Source organism: bacterium (assembly GCA_019695305.1).
In the GTDB taxonomy this organism is placed as follows: Bacteria; UBA10199; UBA10199; order UBA10199; family JAIBAG01; genus JAIBAG01.
Map to the genome: position 1 here is coordinate 73,643 of JAIBAG010000005.1, position 22,441 is coordinate 96,083.

The 22,441-nt window shown below is 45.8% G+C and carries 3 protein-coding genes; 2 read left to right on the forward strand and 1 reads right to left on the reverse strand.

Features of this window, described 5'->3' with window-relative positions; genetic code table 11:
* Nucleotides 1–210: 210 nt before the first annotated feature.
* The gene (locus tag K1X76_04020) at nucleotides 211–19,557 is read left to right on the forward strand and encodes a proline dehydrogenase family protein (GenBank protein ID MBX7148228.1); all 19,347 of its coding nucleotides are present in this window, start codon (nucleotides 211–213) and stop codon (nucleotides 19,555–19,557) included.
* Nucleotides 19,557–19,967, forward strand: coding sequence for a holo-ACP synthase (locus tag K1X76_04025; protein MBX7148229.1), 411 nt, complete (start codon nucleotides 19,557–19,559; stop codon nucleotides 19,965–19,967). The genes K1X76_04020 and K1X76_04025 overlap by 1 nt, the downstream gene beginning before the upstream one ends.
* On the opposite strand, the gene K1X76_04030 is transcribed toward K1X76_04025, so the two are convergent.
* The gene (locus tag K1X76_04030; protein MBX7148230.1) at nucleotides 19,964–22,405 is read right to left on the reverse strand and encodes a PBP1A family penicillin-binding protein; all 2,442 of its coding nucleotides are present in this window, start codon (nucleotides 22,403–22,405) and stop codon (nucleotides 19,964–19,966) included. The two genes, K1X76_04025 and K1X76_04030, sit on opposite strands and share 4 nt — an antisense overlap.
* Nucleotides 22,406–22,441 lie beyond the last annotated feature (36 nt).

The following is a 22,441-nucleotide window of genomic DNA, read 5'->3' on the forward strand; positions in this document are numbered from 1 at the left end:
TCCATAAAATGTGTCATTTAAGTGATATGCTCTTGACATCATTTGTTCATCCGTAATAAGACCAACATCGATTTTAGAGGGCATTTAAAATCATCAGGGTCAATCAGCTAATATATCAACCTCCATTTAAAGGGGGCTCGAGTCTTATTGGTATCCAAGGGCATTGGAAATCAAGTTCTGGGCATAACGTAGGTTGACGTAGGGAAAGACATGGCTGTTTCAGATATTGGGAATTCCAAAGGTGGAAGTGTGTCATCTTCTGCAGATGATTTCACTTGTGACAATTCATTTATCACTCAAGAAGAGTGGAACGCGCTCGATCAAGACGGTTGGGATAATTTTTTATATAATGCCCAAACCGAAAACATTGATTTTTATCTATTATACACCGGCCAAGCTAAACCCACTTATAACGAAGCCTTTGATGCCTGGAATGGTACCAGCAGTTATTCAGAAAATGTAAGTAGTTCTGCACCCGCTCCTAAAAGTACACCTCATGTTACTACCGCTCACGCTGCTGTTATTCACGCAGAACCTCGTGTCGATGACAGCGTTTCGGATGTAACGCCAACAGATGAAAACATAGATTCTTTATTGGAAGACAACACCTGCTCCGTTGCCTCCGACGAAGACGAGCCTTTAGATCATATTCCCGATGCATACCGTCCTGGTAATATTAGCGACAAACAAGATACGGCCATGGCCCTGCACGATGTGGTTGAGCGTTTTACTTCTTTGGTGGGTTTTTTAATTCAGCCCATGTTTCGTAAAAACGGTGCGCTTAATCTGGAGTATTTTAGTGTGAATGGTTTTGTTAAGCAAGATCGCGAACCCTGGTATGGGTTGATGGAATTTTTTAGAAGTCAGTTTAGACTTTTGGATGGAGCCTCTCTTAAAGACCCTTACAGCGATTTAATGTTTCAAAATTCGTCGCTGTTAACGCTTGTTGCGTCCTACATTACTGGCGATGCCGAATATGTAGTACGCTCCGAAGCAACTTATCGCCGTGAAATGGCCGATTTTGAAAGAGCTTTTGTTTCAATTAATCCCTATAAATTTGTAGATGAAAATTTAGATACACCAACCGGCCGTCATATGGTGGAGCGCGTCTTATATCGTGCTGTAAACGAAAACTGGGGAGGGGATAAGCAATGGTTTAGCGATGAAGGAGCCGCTTATCATTCTACACTTAATTATTACACGGCAGGCTGGAGTGTGCGTGATCAGCTTATTGATGCTGTAGCTATTAGCGGGGCTGGTATTATTGATGGAGAAATTTTGGGCCGTATTAAAAGCCCGGTAGCCGAAACTCGTACAAGCGCTGTTTTTGAAGGTATACGGCAAATTAAGGATTACTATAATAACGTCACAAGCCGTCACACCGATCAATTTGATGCCGACAAAGAAGGCGATGTTTCCTACACTACTTTTGATTCTTCTTATACAGTAGCTACTATTCGTTCGCTTAACGATACTGCCGCTAAAGGTGTTGATATTAAATCCAAGCTTATTGCTACTCTATCTAGCCTGTGGATGTTTGGCACCAATAATGCCAACTGGGCCGATTTTAGTTACCCGGGCATCAATAATGAAACCATCCGCCGTTTTATTGTTTATAACACCGACCGCTTTTTAGGTATGGCCGAGCGCCTTAAAACCGAGTCTGATTTAGTGACCGTAACTGAAGACATTCAGGATTTTATCAATACGCCTCTTTATATAGATGGGGCTTTGTTTGGATCTGTCTTAACCGATATTCTTAAGGCTATGCCCAAAGTTGTAAAAGAACCTTACACCTCCTTTGTTTTTTATGCCGATAAACTGTCCAGCTCTATTGAAATGGGAGAACATTTAAATCCCGTCCAAAATTTTACTTTGGCTTATGTTGCGCCTCCCGTTGTGGATGAAAATGTAGAAATTTCCGAAGATGCACCACTTCCAGAACTTGATTTAACACAACCCATTCAAAATTTAATTGGCGCTCTCCAAGACGGTAAAATGGAATTATATAAATATTACCGTGACCAGGGTTACCTAACGCGTGGCTTTGCACAGGCAGCCAGTCTTTTAGGTGATGGCGATTTGGTTTATATACAACGCGCCCAAGATTATATGGATGCGCTGGTGGGTCGCTTAACACAAGCAAAAGATCAAAAAACTCTGCAAAACATTATAGACGATTTGTATGTATCGCTTGCTCCCGGTGGCGAAATTGCCGCAGCCCTTAACATGCTGTTAGGGCCCGAAAAAGCTGCGATATTAAATGTATTACAATTTGCAGCTACAGGTTTAGCTGCCAAACTGGTTATTGGTGTTGCCTTTAAAGTTGGTCAATTGGCTATTGCCGGTACCGCTGCAACCGAAACTACCGCTACCGCAGCTGCTGTAGCTAGCCAAACCGCGCGCGTTACTGTTGGACAACGAATAGTAGAAGGTACCACCCGTGCAGTACAGGCCGGAGCTTCCACGTCGGGTTTAGTTTTAGCCAACAGCACTTTAGACAGTGCCAGCGGTACCGGAAGTCAGCGTCATGCCACTTATAGCGAGTGGGGTACTCAGGCGCTTTCATCGGGTGTTGCCGGTGTGCTTACCGGTTTTGCACCGCTGGCTAGTGGTAGTTTATTAAAACGTTATGCTTTAGCCGATGATGTGATGTATCGCTTGGTGGCCGATCAGGCTATTGAAATGGTGGAAGAACCTTTGGATGATGCCATTAATCGTAGCTTAAAGGGCGACCGTTTTGCTACGGCTTACGATTTTAGCGAAACGCTTCGTTCTACTTCGCTGGGCGGATTTGCTAAAGTAGGTGCTGTTCGCGAATTAATGGAAAGCAATCATGGTCATGGAGAAGGCCATGCCAACCAGGATCTTTCTCATGATTCAAATGAGCAAGAAACAGCAGCACCAGTTTATCAGCAGGTTTCTCAAACGGCTCCTGTTGAAACCGAAATGCATACGCTGGATGCAAGCTCTACTGTTTCCTCGTGGGAAAATGCTCAAATGGTTGATTTGCGTGCTACTACTGAAGAGAGCAGCATTGAATTAACAGATGACGGTCAGGTTGTTGTTGGTAAAACAGTTGCTCCCGAAACCTTAGTAGAAGAAGAAAAAACCCCACATACCGTTACTTCTGCAGAACACGTGGCTGAAGATGGACACATCATTCTAGATACAACTCAAGTGATTGTTGCTGAAGGCGTTCAAAAGGTGGCCGACACTTCTCGTTCAAAAGGGAGAGTATTGGCTTTTGATACTGAACGTAAACCGGCTCAACGGTCTGAAAGACTTGCAGCAGAACGTCCTAAAGGTGAAGTTGTTTCATTTACTCCTGCTCATACAACAAACAACACTCAAACTACGCCAGCAGTGCATGAGGCTACTGTTGCAACTCCCATAAATGTAGCGGTATCAGCTGCTATCCCAGCGGCAAGACTTGTAGCCTTGTCAGACTTATTAGCAGGCACTGGATTAACTCCTGAAGTATTGACTTTAGTTCGTGAAGAGCACACGGCATCCATGGAAGAACAGGCTCTTCGTGTTCATCCAAGCGGAGAAGTAAGTATAGAAAAAGGCGATACCTTTATTGTTCCAGATGAGGATGGTGATGTAGCACGCATTGATTATCAAACGCATGCCCGTGTATGGAGCAGAACCGACGGTTCATCTTTTGCAGCCCACACGCAACCCGCACGCGATGCTAAACCGCTTACTTTGGCACGCGCCTTAGCCGCATCTGCCGACGACTTGGCCGGACATGTTGCTAGTGCAGTTAAAGCACCTGGCCAAACTGTTACTCATGTTATTACTACCAATTTACTAAATACAGAAGGTGAGCCCGTTGTAGCGGCCATCAGCATTCAAGCTAATCGCAACCAAGACGGCAGCACGCATGTAGAAATTACCGATGTAAAAGTAAGTGGCATTCCGCCATTAGCCCTTAATGCTTATCAAGCGGCGTTAGAAACCCAGCTTTCTAAAGGAATTCGCCTTGTGGATGAAATAGGAATAGAAAAAGCCCTTGAGCGTACTGCTGCGGCGCCCGAAACCGCACATGGGGATACACAGGGAGACGGCAACAGAGGAGATACACAAGGTTTTGTAATGGATGAGGAAACGCGTCGGGAGAAAGCGGCTGCCATTAAAGCAAAAAAAGAAGCTGTTCAAAAAGAAGTGGCAGAAATTGCCAGAGGTTTAATTGACTATAAACGTGGACTTTCCTTAAATCCTTTTAGAGCCATCTCCGAACTAGCTTCTCGACAATTAGATAAGATGACTATTACCATGTCTGCTGATGCTGATCTTTTGGATAGAGTGATGCGTTTTACCGATGTGCTTCCCGAAATAGAAAATGATCCGCAAGAAGTAGTGAGTCATTTTAAAGATTACTTTCCTAAAGAGATGGCTCTCAATTCTAATTTACCAGGGCCGTTACGCTTAGCTATTAACATGGCTCATGGAGGTATTCCTTCGCAGGCTTTATCTTTTGCTATTCAACGTGGCATCCGTACCATGGCGTACCGCTATATATCGGCTACAAGTGCAAAAAATGCAGCAACACAATTTCGTGAAATGGCTCAAAGTGGAATGATGCCCAATGCCGATATTGTAGGCGAAGCTATTACCAGCACCAAAGAAGAAAGTGCCTACTTGGATGCTTACATGGATTTAATAGATCGCTTGGCAGGTGATAGTAAATTGATTGAACAAACACGTGCCAACAGAAAGCGTGAGTTTAGCGTTAAAACTTTTGAAGAAGCCGATCAATACGATATTCAAATTTCTCTTAAATTTTCTTCTTTGTATTCACAATGGAATCCTGCCGACCCCGAGGGCACTGCAAAGGTTGTAAAAGATAAGTTTAGACAAGTTTTAGATAAGGTTCTTAAGGTAGAAGTCGAAAGCGGTGTGCGTGTAGGTGTTACTATTGATTTAGAGCAATTTGAATACCGCGATTTAACATACGCCATCTTTAAAGAAGTTTTAGCTGAAGAAAAATATGCCGGCATGACCAATGTAGGTATTGTAGTGCAAGCCTACTTACAAGATTCCGAAAGCGTTTTGCGTGATTTGGCCGCCTGGTCTAAGGCGCGTGGAGACGCGCAAGAAGAAAAAGGTAACAGACGCAGCACAGTATTAATTCGTTTAGTAAAAGGTGCGTATTGGGATTACGAAAATTTACAAGCTGCACAAAAAGGTTTTGATCTTCCCGTTTTCTCCGAAAAATCCCACAGCGATGGTAATTACGAAGAAATGGTAGATGTGTTGATGAGCGAACACCAGTATCTGCGCGCTGCCATTGGTTCGCATAATGCTCGTACTATGGCTTATGCCATTTACAGAGCTCGTTCGCTGAGTGTGCCCATGGAAGCGCAAATGCTTTTTGGCATGGCCAACGACATGAAAGAAGCGCTGGTGGGGAATGGTATTCCCTTAAGTGTTTATTCTCCTGTGGGTGAATTGTTACCGGGCATGGCTTATTTGGCCCGTCGTATTTTAGAAAATTCTTCACAGAAATCGTTTTTACTGCAGCGTTTAAGCGGAAGAAGTGTAGAGGACTTGGTTCAGCCTCCTGATATTGGCAATATGTGGCCTCCCAAGCCCCTAACATCGCGCAATAGTGCTGTTGTCACTTCATTAGGAGAACCCTTTGTTAATGAACCTCTCACCGATTATTCACGACCAGAAAATCAGGAAAAGCTTCGTAATGCCCTTGAAGAAGCTAAAGTCGGATTGCAACAACGTTTAGAAACAGGATTTATTTTTGAACCCGTAGTTGCAGGTGAAACCATAAGATCTTCTCAAACCGAAAATTCTGTTAATCCATCTCAACCTTCTCAAATTTTAGGCAAAATAGCTCTTGCCGATAGAGAAGCGATAAAAGCTGCTTTTGATTCTGCCGAAAATGCTGTTGGCACGTGGGGAAATGATACGCGTGCTGAAGAGCGGTCTCAAAAATTATTAGTAGCCGCTAAAGAAATGCGTTTGGCCAAATTTCAATTAACAGCCATTCTCATGCTGGAAGCTGGAAAATTACCGCACGAAGCCGATGCTGAAGTTGCCGAAGCTATAGACTTTTTAGAATATTATGCCCGCGAGGCTTTACGCTTACGGGATGAAAACCCCGATGTGAATATCAAGCCCAAAGGCGTAGCTACCGCTATTGCTCCTTGGAATTTTCCTTTGGCCATTTTAACCGGCATGTCGGCAGCAGCTCTTGTTGAAGGCAACAGCACCGTTATTAAGCCTTCGCGACAAACCAGCATTTTGGGTTATGCCGTTTATAGCATTTACCGCAAAGCGGGCATTGATGCCGATGCTGTCCATTTTGTACCTTCCAAAGGTTCTGATTTTGGAAAATATTTAGCAGAAGAACATCCTGCCGATGTTATCGCTTTTACGGGTTCCAAAGAAACAGGTCTTCAACTTTACGAAACACAAGCGCCTCATGGTGTAAAAGTAATTGCCGAAATGGGTGGCAAAAACGCGATGATTATTGATCGCGATGCGCATCCGGACGAAGTCATTAAATATGCTTTAGGTTCCAAGTTTGGATACGGCGGACAAAAATGTTCAGCGCTTGATAGGCTTATTATTGTGGGGGATGAAGCTCATTTCCGCCACATAACCGATCGTTTGGTGGAAGCTGCTCAATCGTTAAAAGTTGGAAACGTAGAAGATTTTGGAAACACTTACGGACCTGTGATTGATGAAGAGTCGTATCACCGTTTAATTAAACTGATCACGAATATAGAAGAAACTCGCCAGGGCCGTATTTTATTGGACGGTCGTCCCACACAAAAACGCGGCGACGGCGGTTATTTTATTAATCCCACACTGGTAGAAGTAGATAGCGCTCAGGTCCCGTTAATGCAGGATGAAAATTTTGGCCCCGTGCTGGCCATTATGCGTGTGGATACTTTGGATGCGGCCATTCAAGTGGCAAAAGATTCTGAATTTAATTTAACCGGCGCTGTTATTACCCGTAGCCCAGCTTCACAAGCCAAAGTGCTCGAGCACTGGGATGAAGTAGGTAATTTATACATCAATAGAGGAACAACCGGTGCCGTGGTGGCTCGTCAGCCGTTTGGTGGTAATAATAATTCGGGTATTGGTGGATCCAAAGCAGGTGGAAGAAATTATTTAAGTCAGTTTGTTACTTTTGAAGCGATTGACAATGTTAATAGTGCAACAGCTATCCATACTATGGCTGAAGTGGCTTGGGATATGCTTACTAGAACAGATTATCAACCTCATCTGTTAGGAGAAACCAATTATACACGCGCTGCTGCAAGGGGTTTAGGTCTTATTTACGTAGACGACTCCATGAGTTTAGCTCAGTTAAGTGGTTTATTAAGCGCTGCTGTTTACACAGGAAGTGAAGTGAATGTTGTTTATGATCCGTCCGTTGAAAACATGGTTTTTGGTGCGTACGCTGTGCTTGAAGATGAAGTAAGAGGACAAGAAGTAGCCGGCCAGTTATCACAAATACATTTAGTGAATAAATCTGAACCAGAAGCCGCCAACTTAGCTCAACATACCGACACTCAATGGGTGGCTATTGGTTCTTATAACGAAGCCGGTCAAGAGTTAGCGCGTTTGGCTTCACAAACAAACCCCAATCAAAATTTTGTACGCAATATTATTGACGGTGATGCCACAGCGGCTGATCCCAATATTGTGGCGGCTATGATTAAACCGCAAACAGTATCTATTAATACATCGCGCCATGGCTTTGATGCTAAATCGGCTCCTGCGGCTAGCACTCAAGTGGCACCTTATGAACTTCACCCTGTGCCCAAAGCACAGCTAGTTTCTCTCAAGTATTTATTGTTGGGAACTGGTGTAACAGAAGACCATTTACAAACCGCACGCCAGGCCCATACAAAATATGGTGTAGAACAAACTTTGCACGTACAAGCTGATGGTCATGTAAAAATTGAAAGCGGCGATACTTTTATTGTTCCCGATGGTGCCGAAGAAGGCGATGTAGCCCGAGTTGATTATTATACCCATACCGGAATATGGACAAGAGAAGATGGTTCTCATTTTGCCGGACATACGCACCCAGCTACCAATAGTCATTCTTTAACTCTTAGCGCAGCACTTTTACCTTCCAGGCAAGATTTGGCAGGCCAAATTGCAGCTACCATAAAAGCGCAAGGTAAAAGTGTTAGCCAAATTATTACCACCAATTTGGTAAATCAAAAAGGCGAGCCTGTAGTGGCTAAAATAGTTTTGCGCGCTGTAAAAGATGAGCATGGCTCTGTAAAAATACGTGTTACTCAATTACAACTTCACGGCATTGAGCCCAACTTGGTGAATGTTTTTCGTGAAGACTTTGGTATACGTTTAAATGAAGGTTTAAAGCTAGTACAAGAATTAGGCCTTGAACGCGCACAAGGCATAGCCGCCGAGGCACCTTCAAGTGCTGGTGCGGATACGCAGGGTGATGGAAGTCAGGGTGGTAATACAAGCTCTTTTCAGGGTGATACTCACTTTGAAACGGCACAAAAATTATTGAGTGTTCTCACATTTGATCCAAAAGATGAGCATAAATTACGTCGTGTTGCAGAATTAGGTTTAGCCAATGCTTGTGAAGGCTTTAAACTAGCGGCTAACGAAACCGAAGCGGCTCTTAATATGGTTTTATTTTTGAGTGACGCTAAAAATAATCTTATTACAGGTGAAGAACGTACTCGTTTAGAAACACATTTTGTAAAAGAAGCCGAACGCTTATTGGCAGGACGCTCCGCCGAAGAAGTAGTGACCAGCAATTGGGAACGCGTGGCTCTGTATTACAACAAGCGTGCTGAATTAGGTTTAGATGATTTTGAAGGAGGACGTTTTGAACGTCCCCAATCGGCATGGGATGCTAAAAAAGTAGGCGCTTTGTTTGCAGGCCAAGCTAATGACTGGTTAGCTCCCTTACGCTTTTTGTATAAAACCTATCCCGAGGCTCGTCGCTTTATTGAACGTGAAGGAGGAAATTATCTCTCCGATTTAACTCGAAAAATTCCGGATGTAGAACCTGGTCGTCAAATAGATGTTGTGCGCTGGATCAACGATCCAGCCTCGGCACCGGGTAGCGATATTCTTAATGCCGTTGATGTGAGTTCGCCGGGTATTGGTTTATTTTCGTTAACCTTGCACGAGGTATTAAAACTTCGTATTCATTTAGACGCAGCCACTGGTTTTAGTCAGGGTATTACACCGGCTTTACATGTAGCTGGTGGATTGACTGCTCAGGAAGCCATCCGTGATTTAACGTATCAAGGACAAGCCTATCGGCAATCCGATCCGGGTTATGCCGGCAATATTCCCATGCGTTCGGTATGGGGTATTTCTGAAGCTGGGCTAAAAAAGTTTACAGATGCCGTAAAACGTGAATTAGGTGATGATCATCAAATTTCTGTAAGTCCCAATACCGATTGGACACACACAATTACCGGAACTCAAGAAGGCTTGGCTGCTCTTAAAGTTAAAATTGATAAAGCCAATGAAGGTAAAGACGATAAACATTCAGAATATATCAAATTTTTAGATACTACTTCGGAAGGTCGTTTTCATCATCCGTTGGGTATGGCACATGGTGATAGTCAGCTTGCCACTTATCATGCTCAACCTCCTGAAGGGGGAATGGGCATACGTGTAGCTTCTCAATCGCTCTCAATTCCCGTCTTTTCTACCTTGGATGCTGCCGATTTACGGACTGTTGCAGATCCTCTTGCACGCACAATTACCGATCGTGGAACATCCAGTTTTCATTTTCCAAAACAATGCAAAGCTTTGGCTGATGCCGGAGTGGATGTGGTTATTGGATTTGGACCAGGGACAGCAGTAGACGGCATGGCGCGTAAAAATTTGGCCGGTACTGGTATTCAAATTATTTCGGCTGCCGATGAAAATTTTGATGGATTGCGTGCACTATTTACGACCGATGCAGCAAAAACAAAACCAGCTGCGCGTTATGATAGCTGGCAAGTTGTAAAACTTCCGGATGGTACCGAAATTGTACAAACCGATTTTAACAGAGCTTACCGCGGAGAAGTGGGTAGTTTTATTCAAATTGGCGCCATGACGCCCCACACGGGCGATATAGATACGGTTACGCGTATTGCCTTAGAAGAAGGTATGCTCACCGGTTTATCGAGCGGTTCGTGGGGCACACGTTTGCCCGATGCTATTCGCAGTGTAGCCACTGTTGTGGGGCGCGAAGTAGCGTGGTTTACCAATTTGATGGCCATTTGGGGTGGTTTTGATGGTCAGGTGAGTGATGCTATTAAAGGGCGTCAGGAACACGATTCTCCCGTTGGTGTAGAAGTAACCGCCGGCATGCCTAAAGATTTACCTGCTTTTATTAAAAAAGCTCACGCGGCAGGGATTCCTTTTCCTCAATTTAAAATTGGTTCACCCTCTCAAGTAGCCGATGTGGTGGCTGTGCTTAAAGCCCAACCCGAACTCACGCAAAATGGTCACGGAGTGGTAGTTGTATTAGAAAACAAAGTAGCTGGTGGTCATCATGGGGCTCATAGTGTTCAAGAATTATGGGGACGCGGTTTTGATGATTTACAAAAAGCGGGAGCCATTGTTGTGGATGCCGGTGGTTTGTTTGAACCAGCCCTTATTGCGCGTGCCATGATTCATGGTCGCAGTGATGGCTTGCGTGATTTGCCAGCGGCTTCTGTTATTGTAGCAAGTGGCGCCCAAAACTTTGATGTAATGAAAACCACAGACGGTGTGCGTAGTGCCAATGTGGCGGCAACATCTAAAACTGTGGGCACTTTACCAAGCCAGGCCAGCGGCCCTCAACATGTTGTACAAAACGAATATTTTGCCCGCTGTGGGCGTTTAGAAGCTTTGGTAAATAGCGTTAGAGTTGATTTAGGTGGCGGTAAGTTTAGATTTAATCCTTGGAGTGCCGATCAAAAAGCCGCGCTTATTGCCGAGTTCAATAGCTCTCAAACAAAACCATGGTTTTGGATGAGAGGCGATGCCGTTGTTGAACCTACCAGCATGACTTTTGGCGATGTGTTGAATCGTTGGGTAGACTTGTCTCTTTACGATGACAAATTCCGTCCTCCTTATCCCGAATTTTACAACACCACTTTTGTGGCCATGCAACGAGCCATGGATGAATACCTGGCTCCTCAAACAGGCCGCACGGCCCATACGGTTGCGGCAGATGCCAATTTTACAGATCCGGGGCAAGTACGTGCACAAGCACGGGCTTTTATTGCCGGCTTAGGAAAAGCAGCCGAACAACCCATTAGCGAAGAATTTTTAAGCCGCTTGGGTGCTATTTGGCACAGAGCCGGAGAATTTCAGTGGAATGGATCGGAAGCTGTTTTGGTTTTCAATCATTTCCCACAACGTTTTGTTTTTGGTTTGGATGCCGGTCAACTTGTGGCCGATTACAAGAGCGGTCAAACTCAGTATGCACTGTATGAACAGGGTTATGATGCCAATCAATTATTAATTCAAACAGGTCCGGAAGTGGCCGATCAAATTACCGAGGCCAATATTCCTATTGCCGATTGGCACCGTGCAGTAATGGAAGCTACTGTTGCTGAAGCTAAAAAAACACGCCCCACATCAACCGTGGGTGAAGTGTCGGAACCGGGTGCCAAACCCTATGTCTATAGCGATATGGCCAAGGTAAGTGGTGTTAGCGTTTCAGTGCAAGACAATACTGAAGGTGGTCAAAAGAGAACTTTTGTTATTGATAAGGCTAGCAGAGTTGATGCGGATGCTTATCTTGAGGCCCTCATGAATCAGGGCACAGGTGATATACGTACAGCTCTAGATGTTCGTTTCCGTCATGAAGAAGGTGGTCAAAAAGTTAAAAATGATTTAAGCGGCATTTTTAAACCCAGAGACGGCCAGGTTGTAGTGGTAGAAACCAATGCTCTGGGCCAAACAACATCCATTCGCATTCACGATAATTCTGGCGAGCCTTCAACCAATAATCTGCGTGTTAAATTTGAATTAACTGGTGAGTCCACTGGAGCTCAAACTCGCTTAACAGTTAGTCATTCTACATTTGATGGTCGTTCTGAGCCTTTTGTTTGGGAATATACGCGTTCTCGTCATCATGGTTTTATGACCAAACTTGAAGAGCGTTTTGTAGATCCTTATGAAACCTATGCTCGTCTATTTGGTTCCTCACAGCCCGATGAGAGTGGTGTTTATCGTGGCTCTTATACAGTTACCCGTGATGATTTAGTGCGTTTCCGCAATGCCATGGGTGGCCAGCCAGCCGCTCGTGAGAGCCGTACCGATGCCAGTGGCAAACTCACAGCACCTCTTACCATGGTAGCTCGTTTTGGCTCTGCTCCCTGGACAGCCGCCGCTTTTAAAGCTGTTGAGGGTGGTTCGCCTATTAACTTACGCCATGTGCGTGATAGTCTCCAGTTTGTTGCTGATGGTTTGTGGGTGCAAGAAGGAGACACTGTTGAATCGGAAGCCCGTATTGTTGGTGAAACCACCGATGCCAGTGGCCGTAAGCGTTTTGTGGAAGCGAGCACTTATGTGGTGCGCGGTGATGAAAGAATATTGGTAGCCAAATCACGCAGCGAATTTTTAACGCTGGGACATTTTTCTGATGCTTCCGGTTTTGATGATCAAACGCATACGTTTTATCTTAAGGCCGATAATCCTTTCTTACGGGCTATTCTAAAAGCTCATGATGTTGTTCGCGGCGTAACTTTGCATGACGGAGTTAAGATTGTTGATAACACCGAATTAAAATTTGATTTAAGTGAAAAAATTACGGTTGATGCCAGTGGTGCTACTACATCCAGATTAAGTGGAAATATTTTAGACGGTGATAAAATTGTGGGAACGGTAGACCGTACCGATACTTTTGCCAAGGGAGAAAAACATCCTTTCTTGCAAGGTCATTTCTTCAACTCTCGCAAAGTTACTAAACCCGACTATGCAGCTTTTGCTCCGGGTCAACCCGTTTTATTCAAGCGTGAAAAAACTTCTTTATTGGAGCCTGCTGTTTATTCACGCGCCTCTGGTGATATCAATCCCATCCATGATGATGTGTATATAGCGGCCAAAATGGGACAAGACCATGTTATTAATCATGGCATGTGGACCAAGGCCAGTGCCATGGCCACTTTAGTGGCTTCACCTGTTGTGGGCGGTAACCCCGCACGTATTCTAAAAGAAACAACCACCATGATGGCCGAAGTAAAACCCGGTACCAAACTCACCGATACGGTGGAAGAAATTGGAGCTCGGGATGGACGTATTTTAGTGCGCGTTAAAACTACGATGGCCGATCCGGCCGATGCCAGCAAAACAAAAACTGTTTTAGAAATGATAGCCGAAGTAGCACAACCCCGCACGGCTTATGCGTTACCAGGACAAGGCGACCAAAAGCCTGGCATGTTTGCCAAACTCTTGGCTGAACCGGCAGGCAAAGCCATGCTTGAACGCTTAGATCGTCATACTCGTGCAAAGTATGGTTTTTCTATTATAGCCATGGTTGGCAATCCCGATCTTAAGGAACTTTCTTTTGTTCCCGTTGAGGGCCGTGGTGTACAAACACCGGTTAAGCATCCCGAACATGTAATCCACCGTACCGAATTATCCCAAATGGCTTTGGGTGCTCATGATATTGCTACAGCTGCCGTGTTGCAGGCCAAAGGTTTATATCAGGAAGATGCCGTTCTTATTGGCAATAGCCGTGGCGAATATGTGGCGGCTTACATGGCAGGCAAAATTTCTGCCGAAGATTTGCTCGACATGTTCTACATGCGTGGCATGTCGATGCAGCGTTTTGTGGATCCTCTGCGTGATGCGGATGGCAAGTCGCCTTTCCGCATGGATGCCATTGCCTACTATCGCAATGATTTTGACCAACCTGATTCCGAAGATCCGACAACCCAGGTCGACATCCGAAAAATTGTTGAAGACGTGCGTCGAGACACCGGCAAGTTTGTGCAGTTGGCCAATTTCAATCGCCCGACCCAAACCACTGTAACCGGTGAAATAGACGCAGTCGAAGAAGTCGGTCGTCGTATTGATGCAGCCCACAAACAGGTCATGGCAAGGCTGGGCAGACCTTTTAGTTCGGTGATTACCAAGTTGCCGATTGATACTCCCTTCCATTCACAGGTTCTGGCTTTTGGTATTCCCGAATTTTGGCGTGTTCTCACCACCACTCCCATTGCCGAAGGCCACTCGCTGGATAGTCGCTATGTGCCTTGCATTCATGGCGAAGTTTTCCGCGTGACGCCTGAGTATATCGATTCGGTTGTGGCTTTTATTAATCGCTACGCCGAAGGCCTTGATACCGATGCGTTTAAAGCTACAGCAGCCATGATGCAGGCCAAGGGTTTTGATTCGGAACAGCTCTTAAGAGAGTTACGTACTCTCATGGGCCAGCACTTAGTCGATTTACATGAATTCCGTCGTCGTTTAGAGGCGGGAACTGCCGATCGTGTTGAAGTAGAAAATTATCTATTACGCGTGGGCTTAGTCTATCAGTTTGCGGCACCTGTTGAGTGGGTCAAGGTGCAGATGGCCGTGTTTGAACCAGCGGGCGCCGTACGAGCTGAACGTTTGATTGAAATTGCGCCAGCTTCTACAATTAAAGACCATGCGTCTTCTACCACTGATAAAAAATTAGGCGCTCGTCGTGTCTTGATTGCCAATGGTAAAGGTCCGCAATTTCTCACCACAGGTGCTGTGGATGACTGGAACAAAATCATCCGCCATGTCGAAGCTGCCGAAGAAGCTCCTGCTACGGTTGCTGCACCATCCAATCCTGCGCCAGGGGCAGGTGCCACACCGCCGCCAGCTGATGCAGCTCCTGCAAGAGCAGCAGCGCCAGTGGCTGCCGGCAATGTACCTGATAAAACAATCACGGCTTTGGATATTTTGCGCACCATCGTGGCCATGGAGCGCAAGGTGCGTGTTGAAGAAGTGGATGTGTCTAAAACATTGGAAACACTGATGGGTGGTTCGGATAAGGCCATTCCTGTGGCCAATGACGGCATTAAACCGGAATTTCCTGGAGCCACTGTGCCCGACAATGCGCATAAATCCCTGAGTCTGACAGATTTGGCAGGTGCCATTGGCGGTGGAGCTGCGTTTACTACTGCCGGACCGACTCTGAAAAAATATTTCAAGGCGGCTGCGGCCAGATTGACTGGTGTACCCGATGACAAGGCTGCCCAAGCACATTTTCTGACTGAGTGGGCCGATTTGCCTGCGGGTCGCAGATTGGAAGCCATGATGCTGGCCATAACGGCTTCGCGTGAAGGCACCTCAAACGATACCGGTAAACAATTGGCAGATGGCGATCTGGCATTGACTGGCAATACCGATGGCAAGGCCTGGTTGGACAAGTTGCTGGGCCATTATCGTACCCGCGAATCAATCCCATTGGCTTCGGCTAAAGAAAAGGCTGCCAGTGGTGGTGGAGAAGGCGGCGGAGTCAAGGTTGACATGAAAAAGTTGCACCGTGATCGTGATTTATCCATCGCCTTCCGGTTTTTGGCTGATTCCTACCCTGGTTTGGACGAAAAAGCGCTCACCGCCTTGTTTGCCGAATTGGAAAGCTTGCGTGGTCAGGTGGCCGAGTATGAACGCCGCGAAGCCGTCATGCAGCAAATTCGCGACAAGCTGGGTGATCGTTTTGCTGACAGCTTAACGCCGGCTTTTGATGCCGACAAAATGCGTTCGGTGCATTCGCAATTTGTTGATTCTGAAGTAACAGATTGGATCTTTGGCCAAAAGTTTGCCTTGCGCGCAGGGACTAGTGTCGCAACTGTATTGGCCGAACAAGCGACAAAAATGGCTCGCATGGCCAACCGTGCGACCACGCGCACCCTGGCCCTGTTGCGCTATCAGCGGGCGCAGGTGGCCGAAGAGCTGGCAGCTATTGCCAGTTCTTATCCCCAATTGACACGCCTGATAGCAGATGAAGAAGCCCAAGTGGTAGGTAGGTCACAATTAGTGAGTCGTTTGGGTGCCATTGAGGGCTTGGAAGGTGCGGCAGCCAAGGCGCTGGCCGAACATTTGGCACAAGCCGGTGCCGAAGTGCAGGACCATGCCCGTATTTTAGCCCATGCCAAAGATTTTTTGGCTGATCTTACGGCCTATGGTGCAACGGCCCGCCCCGAACTGGAAGCTTGGGATCAAGTGTTGGCCCGCATGGAAACTTTGGTGGCGGATCAGACTGTGGATCCGACTTTGTCTGGTGACAAACTCATGAATCCCAACGGTGCCATGAAGGCACCGGTCGCCCGCCCTGATGTGGTGTGGGCTGGCAGTTTTACCCGTCCGCGCATGAACATGGGCACAGATGGTAAAATCACGGTCAAGGAAGTGGCGCGTCCTGGTTTTACGGCCGCAGACATGGTGACAGAATTCCGCGAAGGCGGGACTTTGACCTTGGATGGTGAAAGTCGTCATGTGGATTATTTGTCAGGTCCGGATCGTAACTTGGTACTAGAAGCTGCCGATGATTTTATTGCCAATGGTCGTACTTATCAAACGGTTGCAGCTGATGGGTCACGTATTCCCGAAGTGGCCTTGATGATTGGTGCCTCTCTGGCGTCGATCAATATCGACAACTTCAAGGCCTTTGCCGCCGGTGGTGCGCATATTATCGTCACAACTTCCAAAGAAGACTACAACGTGATGGTGCGTACTCCACAGTGGGGCGAAATTCCGCTGATTGAATTCTATGAACGTACTTACCATGAACATCGGGGTCGTGGCGCCAAGCTGGAATTTGCCAGCTTGAACGTTGGTTCGGATGAAGATGTTGAGGGCTTCAAGGCAACGTTGAAAGTCCGCAAACTTTATCCCCGTTATGTTTACAACTTTGCGGCCTGGCCCCTGTCTTTTGACACGCATTTGGCCGCAGGCAAGTTGGGAGGCAAGGCTTCGGGCGATGGATTGGCGACTTTCAATGTCAACTACAAGGGATTGGAGCGTGTGCGTGCGGCATTAGTAAGCAATATGCGTGAGGATGGCGTGACTAGTTTTAAGATTATTGAAGTCTTGGCTGGTTCGCCCAACAAGCATTTGCTGCCTGGCGGTGAATACGGTGATGTGCAAGCAGCCAAGGAAGCCTATGTCAATGCTGCTGAAAGCGACCCTTCATTAAAGGATTATTATACTGTTGCTGATCAAGAGCACGGTTGGATTCGTACTGGACTGATGGATGAAAACGGCAAGGCAGCCGAAGGTATTGAAGCCATTGGTGTGCGTACTCATGCGCCAGCCGAAGCGGCATTTTTGGATGTGGTTTTATCTCATCCTATTGTTATGGATGTGGCTGCCAATCGTCCTGTAAGAGTTTCGACCGAGGCAGGTTTCTTGGCCGTGGGACCCAAACGCATGTTGCCGGTGCGCAATGAAATTGTCGGAGACGTGACGGATCAGGCTGAGATGCTGAAGGCCATTGCCGAAGCGGGCGCCAAAGATGGTCGTCTAAAGCCGACTGATAGTATTGAAGTCCACACCGCAGCCAGACGGATTGAAGCCCCCGCTGTGCATCGTCGTGCTACGGATGCGCCGCTGGATATTCCGTTGGAACAAACAGTGGTTGTGGTGTCGGCTGATCGTATTGTGGGCGGTGGTGATCGTGCCACAACACGCGCTTTAGCCGAAATGGGCTCTGTGAAACGTTTGGATGATGAATCCATCATGCGTTTGGCGGCTCTACAAAATATTGTGAAATGGGATAGTGGACGCGGTCGTTATGTGGTGGCCCGTAATATGGCAACAGAAATGGCAACTGTGAGTGAAGTTGCAGCTAAAGCAGCTTTGTCCGAAGGTGCTCCTATTAACGCTAAAGGCGTGCGTGATATTTATGGTGACTGGATGAATGCTCATGTGGGTATCCGCCAAATTGAACCCGATTTACATTACGGTTTTAATCCTCGTGGCGATAAATATTTAATGAAAATAGTGAGCCCCGAAGCGCGTACTGTTAGAGGTTTAGATAGTACCCAGTTGCGTCAGTTGATGAGTGAAGGAGATCAGTATTATTCAGATGGTGAAGGTACTTATACTTTGGTGAAAAATGCTGGATCGGTCGATTATTTTTGGGCCGAAAAAGAATTGGACCGCCAATTGGCGGGACAGGTTCCAACCGGTTGGGATCCCGTGGCAGAAGGCATGCCACGTGCTTACGCTGGTGAAGTAAGCCGTTCTAGTAATTTATTGATACGTGCTACTGCTGGCGCTTTGGCTGCTATTGGATTAACACCCGAAGCTATTGAAGCCGATCCCGTTTTAAGTATTCGTACGGGTCTTGCCATGGGAACTGGTTTGGCCGACCAAACCTATGCGCGTCTCATGCAAACCTTGGGCTTGTTCGACGAAAATGCTCCCGGTGGTATGGGAAAACCCATTGTAGATGGTTTGGGTAATATGCCTCAAGCACGCGTGGCCATGAATTATTTACGTAATTTTACAGGCCCTAAAAACTTAAACGTAGCGGCTTGTGGTACAACCGCCGAATCAATGGCTACCGCCATATTTATGCTTATTACCGGTGAAGTAGATGTGGTGATGATGGGTGGCGTAGAGACACCAGTTGGTCAGGGCGCCACCAAACGCTTTGCCGAAATTGATGCCACACAAACCATTGACTATCTAAGAAAACTGGGTGTTCCAGAAAATCAGGCGGCTAATTTGGTGTTTAGTACTTTAGCCAACGGTTTTGTGCCAGGTGAAGGTGCCGGTGTGGCTGTTCTTACGCGCGGTGATGTAGCTTTTGAACGCGGATGGCCTGTGGAAGGTATTGCGCTGGGTGTTGGCAATGCGTCTGGCGGACAAGCTGCGGCAGCCGCTAGCCCCGATCGTGGTGCTATTACACGCCTCCCTTATCTTTTAGATGCTTATGGAAAACCTTTTGGTTTAACTCCCAATCAAATCATGTTCCACGAAACGCATGGCACAGGAACTGTTCAGGGTGATGCTAACGATTTGAAGGTAGCTTACTTAACAGCCATGTACGCTGGTTTACGTGAGGCTGGTAATCTGTATCCTGCTAACGCTCCCAAGGGTGTTTTAGTTGGTCACACCATGGGCCAAGCAGCACTGGATGGTATCATTGAAGGATTGGATATGTTTTTAACGGGTCGCTTTCCAGCTCGTGCTGGATTGCAAACGGTTAATCCTATTGTAGATGCCAAACTCCATCATCTCATGATGACGCGTTTTGGTTTCCAGGTAGATCCCGCTACTTTAGATGCCTTTGCCTTTTCATCTTATGGTTTTGGGAAAGAAAACTTTGAAGGTGTTATGCTCAATGGAAGCCGATATTGGCAGCGCATGGTGATGGGCCGATATGGCCGTGCCGGTTGGACAGCGTATCAAGGACGTTTGGAACGCACCATGGGCGCTGCTAACGATTTACAGGGCGCTATACGTACCGGTCGTAGGCCTTTAATTACAATGAACGATGCTGTTACAAAAGGTAAACCAACCGATGATACTCTTTTTGATAACCATGTAAGACGTAGTAGAGAATGGATTGCTGCAAACCCGCAAGCTAGTCTTGGATATGGAAGACCCAGATAATGATGATACTTGGCCAAGGTTGCGACATTGTACAAATTTCGGATTATAAAGAAAACGTTCTTAAAGCCGATCCGTCGCAATATTTAAGCAGTCATTTTACCTTGGATGAAATAGAAATATTGGAAGCTCGCAATATAAGCTATAAAGCGCAACATTATGCTGCCCGCTGGGCGGCTAAAGAAGCCTTTATTAAAGCTATCAATGCTATTGATCTGCATAAACAAGAATTATGGATAGGGTGGGTTGATTTTAAAGAAATTGAAGTATTATGTGATCAGCACGAAAGACCTTATCTGCGTTTATCGGGAAAAGTAAAAGAAGCAGCCACTAAAAGAAATGTTCAAAAAATATTTGTGTCTTTATCTCATGCCGGCGACTATGCCATGGCCACCGTTATTTTAGCCGATTAAAAATCGTAAATAAAAAACTCCGCACCATCACCCGGTGTTCCAACACCACCCGCTTCAGCATCACCAGCCGAGGTATCCAGCGGTGCCATAAGAGAGGCGTCGTTGATGTCTTTGGGAATATCAAACTGCTTGATGGGCAAGCCTTTTAAGGCTTCCTGCATATAGTATAAAAAGATGGGGGCCGCTGTATGGCCGCCCGTTTCGCCACTTCCTATTTTTTTAACCTGGTCAAAACCTACCCATACACCAGCAAAAAGTTCGGGTGTGTAACCCACAAACCATGTATCGGTTTCATCGTTGGTGGTACCCGTTTTGCCGGCGGCAGGGCGTTTTAATTCTTTTACTTTATAACCCGTTCCAAAATTTACAATATCACTCATGATAGATACCATGGTGTAGGCTGTTTTTGGCGAAATGGTATATCCTTCGGGAATATAAGAACCGTATAAAATTTTCTTTTCAATATCGTTAATACTTAATTTGTCATCCTTAATCCATTTTTCGCCGGCTTCTAAAAGAGGCTTGTTGAAATCGCCGGATGCTTTTGCATTTTTATGAGCTTCTAATTGCTGGGAGTACGGTACAATTTTACGCGGTTCAAATTGTTCCCGTACACGATTATAACGATCGGTCATGCGTGTGATAGCAACTGTGTTGGGTAAAATACCACCGGTAGGAAATACACCAAACGCGCGGCTTACATCGGCCAATTTCATGTCGTTAGCGCCTAGCGCCATCGAATAATAACGTTTAATGGGCGTTTCAATACCCAATTTGCGCAAATATCCGGTTGTAAAATCGGTTCCAATATCCATCAAAATTTTAACCGAAACAACGTTACGCGAATTAACAAGAGCACTACGAAAACTGGTTGGGCCTTTATAACCACCACCATAATTTTGAGGAGACCAGAATCTTCCGGGAGAATATTCATAATAGACAGGAGAATCATCAATAACCGTATCGGGTTTATATCCTTTATCTAAAGCAGCAGCATACAACATGGGCTTAAACACCGATCCAGTTTGCCGTAACGATTGTGTGGCACGGTTAAACTCACTCTTTTTAAAATCTTTACCGCCTACAATGGCTTTAATGTACCCTGTATATTGATCATACGAATAAAGGGCTGCTTCCACTTCGGGGTCTTGTTCTAAAGTAAAAAGGGGAGTAGTGCCGCTTCCACTTTTAAGACGCACCCACACTACATCTCCACGGCTAAATAGAGTTTTTCCATGTTGCTTGCCAATATTACTACCGGCAAAACGGTAAGGACGCGATCTGGCCCAGGCGTAGTCGGCGGGTAAAATTTTTCCTTCTAAATTAGCTACCGAGACGGTTAAACCATCACTGCTCACGTTGGTGATAACGGCATCATAATCCTGATTTTCATTTAAACGAAAAGAACGGTTTAAAAAATTAACCTGAGAGGGGTTTTCAAAGAAAGGTTCGTTATAAAATTCCTCTTTGGCAAGCTTAACGTGCTCATCATCTAAAAACTTTTTAATTTCGCTTTCCTGCAATTGCTGGCGGGGGCCTTGATAGCCCTGGCGCTTATCCAGCTCACGCAATCCACGGGTCACAGCCATGTCGGCTGCTTTTTGGTTATCTATATTAAGGGTGGTGTAAATTTTAAAGCCTTCTGTGTATGGCGATTCCTCACCATATGTTTTTTGCAAATAAGTGCGCACATACTCGGTAAACCACGGCGCATACTGATAATTAAATTCTTTGTCTGTTTTAGCCACACTCACTTTAATCGGATAGGCCTTGGCCTTTTTGGCCTGTTCCTCGGTGATATATCCCACGGTATACATACGATCGATTACATATTCTTGGCGTTGTTTGGCTAATTCTGGTTTAACAATAGGCGAATAAGAAGAGGGGGCTTTGGCAAGCCCCGCAATCATGGCGGCCTCGGCAATATTTAATTCTTTGGCCGATTTGTTAAAATAATTGCGGGCAGCAGCTTCAATGCCGTAGGCTCGGTTTCCAAAAAATGTTTGGTTTAAATAAAGATATAAAATTTCATTTTTACTAAACGACTTTTCAATTTTGGTGGCTAAAATAGCTTCTTTAACTTTACGTTCAATGGAACGTTCACGCGTTAAAAGAAGGGATTTGGTAACCTGTTGCGTAATGGTAGATCCACCTTGCACCACATGGCCGGCACGCAGGTTTTCTAAAAAAGCGCGGAAAATCCCGTAATAATCTAATCCCTGATGTTCAAAAAAACGGTCATCTTCACCGGCTACTATGGCTTCAACAATAGTTTTGGGAAGCTCTTTGGGAGATAATAAATAACGCTTTTCGGTCCAAAACTCGCCAATTTTAGTGCCGTTATCCGAAAATACCTCGGATACCACAGGAGGGTTGTAATCCTTTAAGCTGTCAAGTTTGGGAAGATCACTACTATATTTGTAAAATAAACTACTCACACCCACCAAGCCCAACACAACTATGATAAAGGTAAA

What these genes read in the sequence shown, in the direction of transcription:
- K1X76_04020 (MBX7148228.1), top strand. Translation starts at nt 211, where the DNA reads ATGGCTGTTTCAGATATTGGGAATTCCAAAGGTGGAAGTGTGTCATCT.
- K1X76_04025 (MBX7148229.1), top strand. Translation starts at nt 19,557, where the DNA reads ATGATGATACTTGGCCAAGGTTGCGACATTGTACAAATTTCGGATTAT.